Source organism: Pseudoalteromonas sp. S558 (assembly GCF_005886635.1).
Lineage (GTDB): Bacteria > Pseudomonadota > Gammaproteobacteria > Enterobacterales > Alteromonadaceae > Pseudoalteromonas > Pseudoalteromonas aliena.
In genome coordinates this window covers 1-14,953 of sequence record NZ_PNDU01000258.1, presented here as the reverse complement: position 1 = coordinate 14,953, position 14,953 = coordinate 1, and the positions used below count along the sequence as shown (strand labels likewise).

The following is a 14,953-nucleotide window of genomic DNA, read 5'->3' as shown; positions in this document are numbered from 1 at the left end:
ATGCTTACGACTTAGCTCAAGCAGAACAAGTTAAAAATTAAAAAACCACGATTAAATCGAGATTTTTTAATCCGCTCAATTTACTAAGGTTAAGTAACCTGAACTCAGGATAATAAATCTATCTCGAGCAGCTATTTATTACTCGAATTTAAGCAAAGGAAAAATAATGAAAACTAATTTATTAAAAACTGCATTAATCGGCGCATTGAGCCTATCTGCTTTAGTGTCAACGTCAGCAAATGCACACGCGCGCTGGTTGCTACCTTCACACACTTCACTTTCTGGCGATAAAGCGCATTATGTGATGATTGATGCAAGTGTTTCAAACGAAATTTTTGCACCCGATAAAGCATTTAAGCCAAAAGAAAAAGGCGCTCAATGGGACGATACATTACTAATGGCACTTATGCCAAACGGTGAGCCTGTCACCGGCACAATCCGTGCTTATTACTTAAAACGTAAAAGCTCAGCCGCAATTAGCTTAACTGAACAGGGTACTTACCACATTGCGATGACGCAAAAACCAACGCTAATGACCTTTTATAAAGATGCCGCAGGTAAGCGCCACCGTGTATTTGCTAAAAAAGCAGATGCCAACTTACCAAAAGATGCGACCGACATAACAACGGTTAAATCAATCTCGACGGTAGATACATTTGTAAGCCACAACGGTACTTCTAAGCCAGCTCAACTAGGTTTAGGTTTAGAGCTAAGCGGCCCCACCCATCCAAACGATTTATTTGTCGGTGAGCAAGCTCGTTTTCAGTTACTACAAGATGGCAAATCTGCCGGTGAAGGCATTGAAGTAAGCATTTTAAAAGGCGACACACGCTACCGTAACGACCGTGGCGAAGTAAAAGTAACGACCGATAAAGACGGTATGTTTACAATTACGTGGAAAGAGCCAGGCCTATACCTAATCGAAACATCTAACAAGGTGATCGTAAATGAAGAAGGTGTAGACTCAGGTCGTTATGCCTTATTTACAACGCTTGAAGTAGCTCCAGAGTAATTTTTTAACCCTTATTTTAAAATTTTTTAAGCCAAGTTTTTTAACTTGGCTTTTTATTGCCCTGCGTTTTTTATTCTCAATTTCTATTAGTTTTATTGATTTCGCCTCCATTCGCCACAAGATTACAACAGTAACGATCTAATCGTCTGTAACGTACGTAAACAGTGGCCTTACTTATTAAAAACGTGAATAACATAGATGGTTTTTATCTTTGCACGTAGTTGAGCGCTTCTATATGATTCGCTCCTTTTCAAACTCACCAAAACAACGACGTTCTTAAGGAACATTAATGACTTTTAAGCGTTTATCTGCCAATAAATTAGCACTTAGCTTGGCTATTACTACTGCACTTAGCACGCCTTATTCTATAGCTGCCGCAGAGCAAAATAATCAGGCAGAAGAAAATATCGAAGTAATTTCAGTAACAGGAACGCGCCGTAGCTTACGCAGTATTGCCGAAAGTTCAGTACCTGTTGATATTATTACCAGCGGCGATATGGCAAGCACAGGTCAACTTGAAATCAGTCAGGTACTTGCAAATCAAGTACCTAGCTTTAACTACCCAAGTGCAACGATTGCTGATGGTACAGATCATGCTCGCCCAGCCGTGTTACGTGGTTTAGCGCCTGATCACACCTTAGTGCTTATTAATGGCAAACGTCGCCACTCTGGTGCGCTTTTAAATTTAGGGGGCGTAGTAGGTCGTGGCTCAACAGCTGTAGACTTAAATATGATCCCAACATCAGCAATTAAACGTGTAGAAGTTTTGCGCGACGGCGCTGCTGCACAGTACGGTTCAGATGCCATTGCGGGTGTTATTAATATAATCCTTAAAGATGCCACTGAAGGCGGAAGTGTAAGTGTTACTTACGGACAATACGATACCCAAATGGCAGGGGCTGCAAACCTTCAAAGTGCGTATGCAGATGCAAACGGCGACTTGGCTTTTAATACTGGTGATGACCGTAAAGTAAACGATGGCAGTACTCGTACTATTAGTGCCAATTCTGGCTTTTCGTTATTAGATAACGGCTTTGTAAACGTATCAATTGAGTATCGTGATAACAGCCCAACTCAGCGCTCTGGTTTTGACCCGCGCGAGCAATATAGTCGCCTTGATGATGGCAGTTTAGACCCACGTGAATTGACTATTGATCGTTACAACCACCGTTTTGGTAAAGCAGACCTTGAAGACTACGCCTTATTTTACAATATGGGTTACGACTTAGATAACGGCTTAAACCTTTATTCATTTGGTAGTTACTCAAAACGTGAAGGTAATTCGGGTGGCTTTTACCGTCGCGCAAAAGACAGCCGTAACGTGTTAGCTCTTTACCCTGATGGCTTTTTACCACAAATTGAAACAGACGTAGAAGATTATTCACTTGCGCTTGGTTTGCAAGGCGAGTCAGGCGACTGGACATGGGATGTCAGTACTAACTATGGCCGGAACGACTTTTCTTTGGGTGTAGTAAATAGCTTAAACACCTCTTTAGGCGCAAACAGCCCTACCGAGTTTGATAACGGCGCGCTCGTTTATGACCAATTTATTGTTAATGGTGATGCCAGCACTACGCTTGATTTAGGCCTGCCTGACGACGTGTTTTTTACCCTAGGTGCTGAATATCGCCACGAAAGCTACAAAATAGAACAAGGTGAAGAAGCCTCTTACATTACTGCTCTTGATGGTAATGGTAATGGCAATCCAATTGCTGCCGGTGGCGCACAAGTACTTTCTGGCTTTGGCCCAGAAAGCGTCACTGACGAAAGCCGCCACAATGTCGCGCTCTTTGTTGAGCTTGACACTTACTTAACTGAAAAGTGGAATGTCGTTTTAGCAAGCCGTTATGAAGATTACAGCGACTTTGGCAATACGTTTACATCAAAACTAGCAACGCGTTACAGCATTACCGACCGTTTATCTTTACGTGGCGCTATAAGCACTGGCTTTCGTGCGCCCTCATTAGCACAAAGCTCATACCGTCAAATTTCGACTGTACTTGAAAACAACCAAGCATTTGAAGTCGGTTTGTTTCCAAGTGACGCGCCAGCTGCACAAGCACTAGGTGCTAAAAAGCTAGACGCAGAAGATTCAGTAAACGTCACCGCTGGCTTTGTATACACCCAAGGTAATTTTAGCTTAACCGTTGATGCATATCGCATTGATATTGATGACCGTATTGTTTTGTCTGAAAACTTAACAGGCTCTGCTGTGCAAGAAATTTTAGCTAACGCGGGTGAGCTAAACACCGAAAGCGTGCGCTATTTCACTAACGCCATTGACTCTCGTACGCAAGGTGTAGATATCGTTGCAACTTACTTGCTAGAGCTAGATAACTTAGGCGACGTACGCTTAAACGCAGCCGCTAACTTTAACGACACCGAAGTAACCCACGTTGACGATAACCCTGAGCAACTTAATTCGTTAGGTGACGACTACGTTGTATTTGCACGTCGCGAAGTGGGCCGCTTTGAAGAAGGAACACCCGATAACAAGTTAAACTTATCGGCGGTTTGGAGCTTTAACGAATGGCAAACCACATTACGGGCTACACGCTATGGTGAAGTTGCTGATATTTCCACAACCAGCGATCGCGATGAATACCTAGACGCTAAATGGATAACCGATCTTGAAGTTGCTTATCGCCCTAATGATGAGTGGAAGTTTGCAGTTGGTGCCAATAACTTGTTCGATCAGTACCCACAAGCGACTATCGACAACATTGGTTACTCAACCTTTAGTCAAATATTCCCGTACACACCGTATGCACCATACAGCTTAGATGGCCGCTTTTTATACGGTAATATCACTTACAGCTTTTAAAAACACAAAGCAAAGTTGAATAATAAAAAGGATGCTTTATGCATCCTTTTTATTAATAGTTAGTTATTTTAACCACTTATTAGTATTCCAGCTTTTATAAAAAATCACCACCCCATATAAAACAATAACTTACATTTCGGTCTCATTTTTGCTCTATATTGTTTATACAAATACAAACAATAAATATCAAAGGAATAACCATGAGCTCATCAAGCGTATTAAATATTACAAAACCACTTTCACTTATTAGCGGTATTTTATTATTAAGCGGCTGTGTATTTCACATATCGCCAAGCGTTGCATCGGTAAAACAGACGCAACAACTTACACTGCCAAGCAACAACCTTGAGTATTTAAATGTTTTGAGCGGCGCAGGTAGCCTTGAAATAAAAGGCTCAAAAACGGCCAGCAGCATAAGTGTTGATGCCACTATCTACACAGCCGACATTAACGATGAATATGAGCTAACGCTAGAGCAAGATGGTAAACAAGCAAAGCTTGTTGCCCAAAATAAAAGCCGTAATGGGATTAGCTTTTACAGTGGCCAATCGCCAAGTATTAATTTAGTGGTTACTGTGCCAAGCACACTAAATTTAGACATTGATGATGGATCTGGCGATATAACTATCACCGCGATGCAAAGCAATATTGATGTAAAAGACGGCTCTGGAGATTTAACCATTAACAGCGCTAAAAACCTAACTGTTGACGATGGCTCAGGTGAAGTCAACTTTCAAAATATCGCAGGTAATTTAGAATTAACCGACGGCTCTGGCAGCATTCATATTAGCAATGTAAGTGGCAATGCAGTTATTGACGATGGATCGGGCGAAATGCACGTGAGCAATATAGGCGGCACTTTAACCGTTGAAGATGGCTCAGGTGACTTGGCTATTAATAATGTAAGTGGCGCAGTCAATGTAGATGACAACTCTGGCGATATGATCATTGAACATGTTGATGCCAGTGTCACTATTGAAGACGGTTCTGGTGATATTCGCGTTAATCATGCCAAAGGGCTAACTATTATCGAAGCAGGTTCTGGCGATGTAAATATTGATAATATTACTGGGCCAGTAAAGCTCGACGATTAATACTAAACATTTAAGCTTAAGCATTAAATCAATCTCAAATAGCTACTTTCAACTCTATAAATTATTGTATTTTACAAGAACCTAAGTCATTCTATTTATGCTCAAGCACTTTGAGCATAAATTAACTTAGGATAAACGCGTGTTAGAAATTGCTTTAATTTACTTAGCAGCAGCCATTGTAGCTGTGCCTATTGCTAAACGAGTCGGACTTGGCTCAGTATTAGGTTATTTAATTGCCGGTATACTTATTGGCCCTTATGCGCTCGGTGTTGTGGGCGATCAAACCGATGTAATGCACTTCGCTGAATTTGGCGTAGTGATGATGCTGTTTTTAGTCGGCCTTGAACTGCAACCTTCGCGTTTATGGACACTACGCCACTCTATTTTAGGGCTTGGCGGCTTACAAGTGGTGTTATCTGCTGCGGCTATTTTTGCATTTTGTTATTGGTTTTTTGCCATGCATTGGCAAACTGCACTCGCCATTGGTTTAATGCTCGCGCTCTCCTCTACTGCTATTGTGCTGCAAAGCCTTCAAGAAAAAGGCTGGCTAAAGCAAGAAGCCGGACAAAACGCGTTTTCGGTATTGCTGTTTCAAGACATCGCCATTATCCCTATTTTAGCCTTGCTGCCACTGCTTGCATTTGCCCCACAAAGTAGCTCAAAAGATATTAGTGACTCGATTATTGCAAGCTGGCCGGTATGGCAACAAGTTTGTGTATCGGTTGCGGTTATTGCCGCTATTATTGCCGGAGGTAAATATGTATCGGCCCCGTTATTTAGATACATTGCCCAAACACACATGCGTGAAATATTTACTATTTTTGCACTGTTTTTAGTGGTCGCTATTGCGCTGGTTATGCAAAGTATTGGTTTATCGCCTGCTTTGGGTACTTTTTTAGCAGGCGTAGTACTTGCAGAAAGTGAATTTAGGCACGAATTAGAAGCCGATATAGAGCCCTTTAAAGGTTTACTGTTAGGATTGTTTTTTATAACTGTTGGCGCATCAATTAACTTTGAACTGCTATTTAACGAGTTTAGTACTGTTATTGGCTTAGTGGTTTTACTCATTGTAGTTAAAGCCTGCATTTTATTTGCCCTTGCCGTTACCTTTAAAATTAACAGCAAACAGCAGTTATTATTTGCCTTAGCGCTTGCCCAAGGGGGTGAGTTTGCCTTTGTACTTTTAAGCGTAACCACCACCTTAAGTATTTTAACGCCCGAGCAAACCAGCCTTGTTACCTTAGTTGTGGCGGTATCAATGCTAATAGCGCCGTTATTACTCATGGTTTATGAGCAAATACAAAAACGCAGCAGCAGTGCTCTGCCTGAGTTTGATAAGCCAGAGCAAATTAGCACCGCTAAGCACGTAATTATTGCGGGCTACGGACGTTTTGGCCAAATTATGGGGCGTTTACTGCACGCGCAAGGCTACGAAATTACCGTACTTGATCACAGCCCTAGCCAAATAGAATTACTACGCCGTTTTGGCAATACCGTATTTTATGGCGATGCCGCACGCCAAGAACTCCTTGAAGCCGCAGGCGCGCACACCGCGCAAATGCTGGTAATCGCAATCGATAACCCCGATAAAACCATTGAGATAATTAAGCTCGCGCATAAAAACTACCCGCAGCTTAAAATAGTTGCTCGCGCAATCGACCGCCGCCATGCGTATCAGTTACTTAATTTAAAAGTAGATGCGTTTAACCGCGAAACAGTCGATTCGGCTATTAACCTTGCCGTAGAAGCTCTGGAATTACTAGGTAACACTAAGCAAGATGCAGAGCGTGCTGGTAAGCTGTTTAGAGACCACGACCGCGCTGCAGTACTGCAACTTGCTGCATTATGGGGAGACGACGCCAGCTACGGCGTAGCAGTTCGCCAACGTATGGAAGATTTAAAACAAGTGCTGCAACAAGATAAACAAGCACAAAGCAATTTAAATACCTGCGACAGCGGTGATTGCGAAGACGGCTTAACAGAAGTAGCGAGTAAACCTAAAAAGCCTGATGATGCTCATTTGGAGTAGAATTAGGCGGTTGTGTTTACACCATTAACAGACGATGACATTGCCTCGTTAAGAGGCAAAGTTTTCTAAAAAATTAACTTTCTATGTTACTTAACTTCAAAGAATCCACCTTCGTCGCCTTTAAATTTTTCTTTATTTTTATTGCTGGACTCTTCAAGCTCTTTATCTGAGTCATCACTAGCGGGCCAACCAGCATCTATCAACCCCAAAAAATCGCCAAGGGACACCCAACCTACAACCTTTATTGAGTCAGCTTTGAGCCAATTTTCACCATCCCAATTTAGATAATCGTAAGAGCCGAATCCAGTCTTATATCTAGACGCAACAAAATACAGACCAGGCTGAACAGGATCTAAATTTTCAACCCAATCTACCGGAACATTCACTTTTTTCATTATTTTATTCTCCACACTTTTTCCTTGTGAATATAAACCAGTAGGCCACAGCCACAATAGCTGAACTATAAACATAGATAAATAACACCCCATGCTCTGATTTAGTGGCTAACAATACTATGAAAGTGGGTACTAAACTTAAAGGGAGTAAAAAACGAAGTTTGAATTTATTAAAATATTGAAGCAACAAAGCTATCGGCAAACCATAAAAAAGAGTTAAGAGTGCAGCCAAAAGCCACCCAACAAAAGCCATTATAATCCAAGCTCCAAAGCCTGTTGTAGAGACTACGTAACCGGTAGCAAGCGAATAACCATATAAGATCAGAAATGGTACTAATAGAGCAGGAAAAACTACAAATGGAGCCATACAACAAGCCTGTATGTTTTTTCGTGTCTTCTGGCCAAATATTTTCATGGTAAATGATAGTAATTTATAGTGAGTGCCATGGTTACTCCCTACATCTACTGAATTGGGTTTTTATCTAGCTTTGATTTAACTAAATAAGTCAAAAACAACCCAACGGCTTGAAGTATTAGAAAAGAAATAACAAGGCCTTTTATTTTTAACTCTTCTTCAGATTCGTACCAAGCTTCAACAAGAATACAAAACCATATAAATAAAAAATTGAAAAAGTTTTTAATTCCTGCTTTTAAAACTAAATGATTTTTTGGACTCATATTTTTATATACATTAACGCCTAAAACGAAAGTTATAGTTAGCTAAACTGTGAAGATAAGAGGAATCGAATAAACTACGAACCAGCCTTTAAGGCCTCGTTAGGAATACTTTTCTCGCACCCTTGCGTGTAACTCATCCCAGTTCATGAATTCACTTAACTTACCAAAGTCCTGAGGTGTCCATTTTTTCAAGCCTAACTCTTTTGCCGTATTAGTTGAGCCACCCAAAAATATTTGATCATGCACTTCATCAGGTGGATCGCCACCACCATCATTAGATAAATGTACATACTTCAAATGAGGCCACTGCTTTACTGCAGTCTTTATAACTCGGCATGCAACAGCTGGATTCACAAGATAGCCAAGCCAAATCGCTTCTTGTGAAGAATGGCTATCATATGGCTCATTATTTGGCTTATAGACATCTGCATTCAAGCCGTTATCTTTAAGAGCTTTTAGCATATCTCCAGAGTCAAAAATATTTACAACATTAATATCCACATTAGTAATCGGAGATAAATTATCATTTATACTTTGTGATGCGTTCCTAAAAGTTGTACTTGCGGTTTTGTTTTCTTTAACAATAACTCCTTCAGAATATCTTCCTTTGTCCTTCAGCCATTGGGCATATTCTTTACCGTCCTGAAGGTGAGGTCTAAACTTTGTAAGCATTAACGTCACACAGCCAATAACTAATAAAACTAAACCGGATGTAAATATCACTAAATAGCCAGCAGCCCAGTCAGGCTTTTCTATTTTTGAAGCTGCAGTTAACAACACTGAAGTCAATAAAACCAACATGACAAACCATGCGGCCATCAACTGGAATGGGCTAGTTATTTTTTCAGGAATTATTTGTGGTCCTGCCATTGCTTAGTATTCCTAACGAGCCTTTAGATAAACCCGTTTCTTATTAATTGTTATTGATAAACAAACCATAGCTGAGTTCCTAATTTGGTTCAATTAATTACTGTATTTCACACAGGATATTACAAGGTGGTTTGATATTATTTTAGTTGTAATTTTGGGAACTTTACTAGCAATTGCAGATACTGGATGGGTGCCATGTTTATTTCCAATATTAAATAGTGTAAGTGATTACCAATTATAAATATTATGCGGCGGGCGGTTATTTTGGAAATAAGAGGAAAGTTACTTAATAATATTACTTTGGTAATTGTGACTTTAACTATCGTCTGAATGTTTGTAGCTCATAGTTCCCAGCCAATTGAAGTGTAATTCAAGCTATCAAAAAGACTATGAGCTGCAACATTTAAAAGCTCCAAAACCTAGTGGTGATGTCCGCCTTGAATAGCCTCGCCCTGCTGGTTATAAAAACCTGTTGCGCTGTGCTCTATGAAACCTAGGTTTATCATTTTAGCTAAAAATGGGTCGCCTTCGTTATCGCCAATATCGGCGTAGTCGGTGGTTTGAAAGCGGTCCCACTGTGCAAATTGAGCACTAATTAATGACTCATCAGTGCTTACATTATTAAGGCTAAGTAAGGTCGTTGTTTGGCTTTTTTTATTACTCGTACTAAATGTTTTTACTAATTTTGAATGCGTAAAAAAGGCGAGGTTAAAGTCGTTGCCATTTTCGCTCAATGTATAGTTTTTTACTTCATCGCAGCCTTTGCCTTGTGTGCTTACTAGGGTCATTTTTTCGATTAGGTGGTTATCCACCAGCTGAGTTTTAGCGCTCCAATTTTGTACACCGCGCACCTCAGATGGTTGATATTCAATACCGCGTTGCTGGGCATTAAAATAGCGTATAGGTCGGATTTGATTATTGGCTAAGTGCTGCCAAAGCTCGGTCATTACATCATTTTCATGGGCAACTTGTTGCTGGTTTCGCCAAAGGTTGAGCGACTGGCTGACAGGCTTGTTATTAGCCGCTGCGGTACTTTTTACAGAGTGAGTGACTGTATTGGTTACACTGTAATTTGCTTTTAATATATTTGGGTTGATATCGCACTGCGAGGCTAAGCTACTTGTACTTACAAGCGTGGCAATTAGTAATAACGCTTTTTTCATTGAGCTATCTCTTATTTATATTTCAAGTTTATGGCAATAACATAACCACTAAAAATGTCAGTTTAATGACAAAAAACCCGCACTGTGTACGGGTTTCTTTATTTAGATATATTTAACTAAATTTATAACTAGCCGGTATTTATTGCGCTACTTTTGCATCGGCAGATTTTACAAAATCAGCTGCAAAATCCATTACATGGAATAAAAAGCTTTGCTCGTTTGTCCCTGTTACTAGATGAGCACCTGGCCCCATAGCGTAAACACCCACATCTTCACCGGCATGGGTTTCTGAGCTAAGTGGTACTAGCGACTCTTGGTGAAAACCTGGTGTTGTTGTATCAACATTAGTTAGGTCAACGCGGCCTGTTACCGCTGCTGCTAAGTAAGAAGCATCGGCATCGGTTTCATTACCTAAATCTCTGTAACCCAAACCATTTGTGTAGCCTACGGTTGTGTAAGGCATATCATCCGCTGCAAGGCTTGGCTCTGTTTTTCCTACACCAACCACTTTACCTAAAATTGGGTTACCGCGTTTAGGGTAACCGGCAATGGTAAATACATGGCTGTGATCGGCAGTTACAACTATTAATGTTTCTTCTGGGTTGGTGTTTTCCATCGCCACTTTAACGGCTTTGGCAAGCTCAATAGTGTCGTTAAGTGCATTATAAGCATTGCCCGCATGGTGTGCGTGGTCAATACGGCCCGACTCAACCGTTAAGAAAAAGCCTTGCTCGTTGTTATCAAGCACATTAATCGCTTTTTTGGTCATTTGTGATAAAGACGGCTCGCCAGCAACGTCATTTGCACGGTCAGCTTCGTATTGCATGTGAGATTCGTTAAATAAACCAAACACTTTAGTTGCATCATCGCTAATTGCATCAAAGCCCGTTTGATCCATTACGTAGGTGCCATTTGGGTATTGCGTTTTCCACTCTGCGGTTAAATCGCGATTATCTGTGCGATCCCCTTCAACAGTACTTACTGCATCGGCTGAATTAAACGCGGCATCTTTTGGTAAAAAGTGACGACGGCCACCACCCATAACAACATCAATACCGTCCACATCAACACCACTAAAGCGCGCTTCTAGGTTGGCTTCAAAATTAACTAATTGCGATGCAATATCTTCACACGTTGCAGCACTTGCTGGCATATCTGAAATATCTTCCCAGTTACGCTCTGCCGATTTAGCATACGTTGCAGCTGGTGTTGCATGAGTAATACGCGCTGTAGAAATAATCCCTGTTGCTTTACCCGCAATTTCAGCAAGCTCTAATGAGGTAACAAGTTCGTGCCCTTTGCCTGATGCACAATTACCACGTTCAACCGCTTCATCAATACCAATAACGCCTGCGTCGGTTTTAACACCCGATGCCATTGCGGTCATAGTGCCTGCCGAGTCGGGCGTTTGCGCATCTACGTTATATGTTTTTACAAAACCAGAAAAAGGCATAGTTTCGAAGCTAAGTTGATGCTCTTCACCCATTTCGCCCTCTAGCTGCCCTGCTAAAATACGCGCAGCAGTTACAGTAGAAATACCCATACCATCGCCAACAAATAAAATAACATTTTTAGCTTTGCCTGATTCAGTCACAATTGCAGCGTTTGCTGCCTGCGTTGTTTCAAGTTTTGTTTGTGCATCGCTAAACCAGACATTACTCGTCAATGATTTTAACTGCTCGCTGGTTAGCGAAGTGGCTGGTGCATTACACACTAAATTAGTTGATGTTACCTCGCCGCTATCTAGCTTACCGTTTTTGTCTGTATCTACACCTGATTGTGTTTCTACACCACCGTTAACACATTGTTCAGAGCCCACGGCAATTTTATTGTCGACTGCGATAATGTTATTTTCGTTTTTATCGTTATCACTTGAGCAACCCGCAAGGGCAACCATTACTGCTAAAGAAAGTACTGTTAATTTGTTCATGTTACCCGCCATTATTGCTGAGTTAGTTCAAGAGCTTGATTAATTAAATGAAACACTACGTTTTGCTCAATCACACCTTGAGCAAGTTGGGCACCTGGGCCTTTAGCATGTAAAGAAATATCTTCACCTGCGTGTGTTTCAGAACTAAGTGGCACGGTTGTTTCTTGATGAAAACCAGGTGTGGTTGTATCAACACCATTTAACTCAACACGCCCTGCAACAGCGGCACTTGCGTAGCTTGCATCAGCATTTGTTTCATCGCCTAAATTTCTAAAACCTAAGCCATTTGCATAACCAACTGTTGTATATGGCATGTCATCTTTTGCTAAGCTCGGTGTTGTTTTTCCAACCGCAACAACTTGACCTAAAATTGGATTACCACGCTTAGGGTAACCAGCAATCGTAAATACATGGCTGTGATCGGCGGTCACTAAAATAAGGGTTTCTTCTGGATTGGTGTTATCTACCGCAGCTTGCACGGCTTTAGCAAACTCAATGGTATCGTTTAATGCGTTATAAGCATTTCCTGCGTGGTGTGCGTGGTCAATTCGACCCGACTCAACCGTTAAGAAAAAACCTTTTTCGTTTTTACCAAGTACTTCAATCGCTTTTGTAGTCATGTCGGTAAGTGAAGGTTCACCCGCTACATCGTTTGCGCGGTCTGCTTCATACTGCATGTGGGATTCGTTAAATAAACCAAATACTTTGGTAGCATCATCGGCAATGGCATCAAAGCCTGTTTGATCCATTACATAAGTTGCGTCAGGGTATTGTGTTTGCCATTCAGTCACTAAGTTGCGTTCGTCAGTACGATCGCCCTCAATTGTACTTGCGGCATCCGTTGAGTTAGCCGCTGCATCTTTTGGTAAAAAATGACGACGACCGCCACCCATTACAAAATCAAGACCATCTACATCCGTTCCAACAAAACGTGCTTCTAAATTCTTTTCAAAATTAACCAGTTGCGATGCGATGTCTTCACAACCCGTCGTTACTGCATCTTCTGGCATATCTGAAACATCTTCCCAATTGCGGTCTGCCGATTTAGCATACGTTGCAGCGGGCGTTGCATGAGTAATTCGCGCTGTAGAAATGACCCCTGTTGCAAGACCTTTAATTTCAGCCAGTTCAGTCGCTGTAAGAAGCTCATTACCTGCCACTGTTGAACACACACCGCGTTCAATATCTTCATCTACACCAATTACGCCAACATCAGTTTTAACACCTGAGATCATTGCTGTCATTGTGCCGGCAGAATCAGGCGTTTGTGCATCAACATTATATGTTTTAACTTGTGCTGAGTACGGGAAGCTCTCAAAGCTTAAATAGCCTTCTTCACCAAATTGGTTATTACGCTGGCCTTGTAAAATGCGCGCCGCAGTAAGCGTTGATATACCCATACCATCGCCAACAAATAAAATAACGTTTTTAGCTTTGGTCGTTTTTGTAGCCTGCGCTTGTGTTGTTTTTGTTGTTAGTTTTGTTTGCGCAGCGCTATACCAGCTGCTGTCTTTTTGGCTTTTCGGTAGTACATCGGCATGGCTAACTGCGCTAAACGCAAATGTTAGCGCGATTGCCGTAGCGACTTTTTTAATTTTCATCCGTAATTCCCATTGTTTAGTGGTTATTTTTAATATGTGTGACCACAAAAAAGATCAACCGCCGCACTATAGGAAACAGATATGACTAATAAAGGTAATTTTGATGAAGAAACAATGACTAAAATTTTACAAAAATAAGTCAGGCACAAAAAAGCGCAACGTTTACACGCTGCGCTTATCAATTCAATTAAATTTTATTTTTTTAATTAACGACCATCTTCAAACGAAGCGGTTGCAGAAACTTTGCTCCAAGTACCATCTGTATATAGTACCGTCGCCTCTGCTTTATAGCCTCTGAACGATCTTATCGAAAATGAGCATGATGTACCCGATACACCACAAGACGATGCTGCATTTGACCAAACAACACTATCAATAGCAGAACCATTACCTATAACTCTAAATACTGCTGTTGCTTTATTCTTACCATAAATTAACGCAGAACAATGATTTGGAGTAAATTGATCATATGCTTGAGTATCTACATAACACTCCATTTGATCTGCACTCGCTTGCGCAGAAAATATAGAAGCTAAAACAATACCCATAGAAATTAATGTAGTTTTCATTCTTATCCTTAATTAAACCAAAGTAGGTACGAATCAAAGTAGAACACAAACCTAAATTAGTACAATTTATTTACAAAAAAAATACAAAATAACCACTTTACTGAATAACCTAATGTGATCGACCTATCCTTAAATGCAGCATTAGCCATGATTGAAGTTGCATTTAAGTAATCTGAACTCTGATTAAGTAGCGTGAGGCCTCTCTGCCACCTCCTAATAAGAGTTAATACATCGCAAAAGCCCTGTATTATTCTAAAAGTAAGCTGCCTTGAATAAATTTAATAATCAGTAACTAACTATCAAAAATCAATATAAAGCCTTAAGCTTTAAACAGTCAACCACTTAATAATTAAGGGTTTTATATTAACTTACTAGTATATAAAAATACTTTAAAATCAAAAATCAATCCCCTTAGCCACGGGTTAAATAAAATGAAATGTCAGATAAAGCTTGTTTTATGTCTAACCTTACTGTTATCCTGTCTCGCATCGGGTTGACAGAAAACCCTATTTATTTGTAAGTACCACGTTGATATTAGTAATAATCCTTCGCGTTATCCTCAGTTAAATGTATGTTTTCTTCCTGTTAAATTGCCTAATTTAAGGCGCACTTTTATTAATTCTTAGGATACTATTATGTCTAATACTACAACTGGTACAGTTAAATTTTTCAACGAAGCAAAAGGTTTTGGTTTCATCGAGCAAGAATCTGGTCCTGATGTTTTCGCACATTTCAGCGCAATCTCTGGCGACGGTTTCAAAACTTTAGCTGAAGGCCAACGTGTACAG

At 40.6% G+C, this 14,953-nt stretch carries 13 protein-coding genes; 5 read left to right on the top strand and 8 right to left on the bottom strand.

The window, feature by feature from the left end; all coding sequences use genetic code 11:
- Positions 1 to 166 precede the first annotated feature (166 nt).
- The 4 genes from CWB66_RS16290 (at position 167) to CWB66_RS16275 (ending at position 6,959) form a co-directional block, all read left to right on the top strand.
- Positions 167 to 1,012: a DUF4198 domain-containing protein gene (locus CWB66_RS16290; protein ID WP_138586177.1), complete on the top strand. Its 846-nt coding sequence runs from the start codon at positions 167 to 169 to the stop codon at positions 1,010 to 1,012.
- A gap of 289 nt (positions 1,013 to 1,301) precedes the next feature.
- Entirely contained in the window at positions 1,302 to 3,836 is a 2,535-nt protein-coding gene (locus tag CWB66_RS16285) for a TonB-dependent receptor plug domain-containing protein (protein WP_138586176.1), read from the top strand.
- A gap of 200 nt (positions 3,837 to 4,036) precedes the next feature.
- The gene (locus tag CWB66_RS16280) at positions 4,037 to 4,930 is read left to right on the top strand and encodes a DUF4097 family beta strand repeat-containing protein (RefSeq protein WP_138586175.1); all 894 of its coding nucleotides are present in this window, start codon (positions 4,037 to 4,039) and stop codon (positions 4,928 to 4,930) included.
- Between the two features lie 139 nt (positions 4,931 to 5,069).
- Entirely contained in the window at positions 5,070 to 6,959 is a 1,890-nt protein-coding gene (locus CWB66_RS16275; protein WP_138586174.1) for a monovalent cation:proton antiporter-2 (CPA2) family protein, read from the top strand.
- A gap of 86 nt (positions 6,960 to 7,045) precedes the next feature.
- On the opposite strand, the gene CWB66_RS16270 is transcribed toward CWB66_RS16275, so the two are convergent.
- From CWB66_RS16270 to CWB66_RS16235, 8 genes are all read right to left on the bottom strand, one after another.
- Positions 7,046 to 7,354, bottom strand: coding sequence for a hypothetical protein (locus CWB66_RS16270; protein ID WP_138586173.1), 309 nt, complete (start codon positions 7,352 to 7,354; stop codon positions 7,046 to 7,048).
- Between the two features lie 4 nt (positions 7,355 to 7,358).
- Positions 7,359 to 7,721 (bottom strand): hypothetical protein, encoded by a 363-nt coding sequence (locus CWB66_RS16265; protein WP_138586172.1) that lies wholly within the window; start codon positions 7,719 to 7,721, stop codon positions 7,359 to 7,361.
- A 95-nt stretch (positions 7,722 to 7,816) separates the two neighbouring features.
- Entirely contained in the window at positions 7,817 to 8,032 is a 216-nt protein-coding gene (locus tag CWB66_RS16260; RefSeq protein WP_138586171.1) for a hypothetical protein, read from the bottom strand.
- A 99-nt stretch (positions 8,033 to 8,131) separates the two neighbouring features.
- Positions 8,132 to 8,902: a hypothetical protein gene (locus tag CWB66_RS16255; protein ID WP_138586170.1), complete on the bottom strand. Its 771-nt coding sequence runs from the start codon at positions 8,900 to 8,902 to the stop codon at positions 8,132 to 8,134.
- A 419-nt stretch (positions 8,903 to 9,321) separates the two neighbouring features.
- Complete coding sequence (locus tag CWB66_RS16250) at positions 9,322 to 10,065, bottom strand: hypothetical protein (protein ID WP_138586169.1); 744 nt, start codon at positions 10,063 to 10,065, stop codon at positions 9,322 to 9,324.
- Between the two features lie 139 nt (positions 10,066 to 10,204).
- Positions 10,205 to 11,995, bottom strand: a complete 1,791-nt coding sequence (locus CWB66_RS16245) for an alkaline phosphatase (protein WP_138586168.1) — start codon at positions 11,993 to 11,995, stop codon at positions 10,205 to 10,207.
- 11 nt (positions 11,996 to 12,006) lie between these two features.
- Entirely contained in the window at positions 12,007 to 13,596 is a 1,590-nt protein-coding gene (locus CWB66_RS16240) for an alkaline phosphatase (protein ID WP_138586167.1), read from the bottom strand.
- A gap of 206 nt (positions 13,597 to 13,802) precedes the next feature.
- A complete protein-coding gene (locus CWB66_RS16235) occupies positions 13,803 to 14,165 on the bottom strand; it encodes a hypothetical protein (RefSeq protein WP_138586166.1) in 363 nt (120 codons plus the stop codon).
- A 635-nt stretch (positions 14,166 to 14,800) separates the two neighbouring features.
- Here CWB66_RS16235 and CWB66_RS16230 point away from each other — a divergent pair.
- On the top strand, positions 14,801 to 14,953 hold a 153-nt coding region (locus CWB66_RS16230), incomplete at its 3' end, for a cold-shock protein (RefSeq protein WP_138586165.1).

Coding starts and splice junctions, on each gene's coding strand:
- CWB66_RS16290 (WP_138586177.1), top strand. CDS start 167: ATGAAAACTAATTTATTAAAAACTGCATTAATCGGCGCATTGAGCCTA.
- CWB66_RS16285 (WP_138586176.1), top strand. CDS start 1,302: ATGACTTTTAAGCGTTTATCTGCCAATAAATTAGCACTTAGCTTGGCT.
- CWB66_RS16280 (WP_138586175.1), top strand. CDS start 4,037: ATGAGCTCATCAAGCGTATTAAATATTACAAAACCACTTTCACTTATT.
- CWB66_RS16270 (WP_138586173.1), bottom strand. CDS start 7,354: ATGAAAAAAGTGAATGTTCCGGTAGATTGGGTTGAAAATTTAGATCCT.
- CWB66_RS16265 (WP_138586172.1), bottom strand. CDS start 7,721: ATGGCTCCATTTGTAGTTTTTCCTGCTCTATTAGTACCATTTCTGATC.
- CWB66_RS16260 (WP_138586171.1), bottom strand. CDS start 8,032: ATGAGTCCAAAAAATCATTTAGTTTTAAAAGCAGGAATTAAAAACTTT.
- CWB66_RS16255 (WP_138586170.1), bottom strand. CDS start 8,902: ATGGCAGGACCACAAATAATTCCTGAAAAAATAACTAGCCCATTCCAG.
- CWB66_RS16250 (WP_138586169.1), bottom strand. CDS start 10,065: ATGAAAAAAGCGTTATTACTAATTGCCACGCTTGTAAGTACAAGTAGC.
- CWB66_RS16245 (WP_138586168.1), bottom strand. CDS start 11,995: ATGAACAAATTAACAGTACTTTCTTTAGCAGTAATGGTTGCCCTTGCG.
- CWB66_RS16240 (WP_138586167.1), bottom strand. CDS start 13,596: ATGAAAATTAAAAAAGTCGCTACGGCAATCGCGCTAACATTTGCGTTT.
- CWB66_RS16235 (WP_138586166.1), bottom strand. CDS start 14,165: ATGAAAACTACATTAATTTCTATGGGTATTGTTTTAGCTTCTATATTT.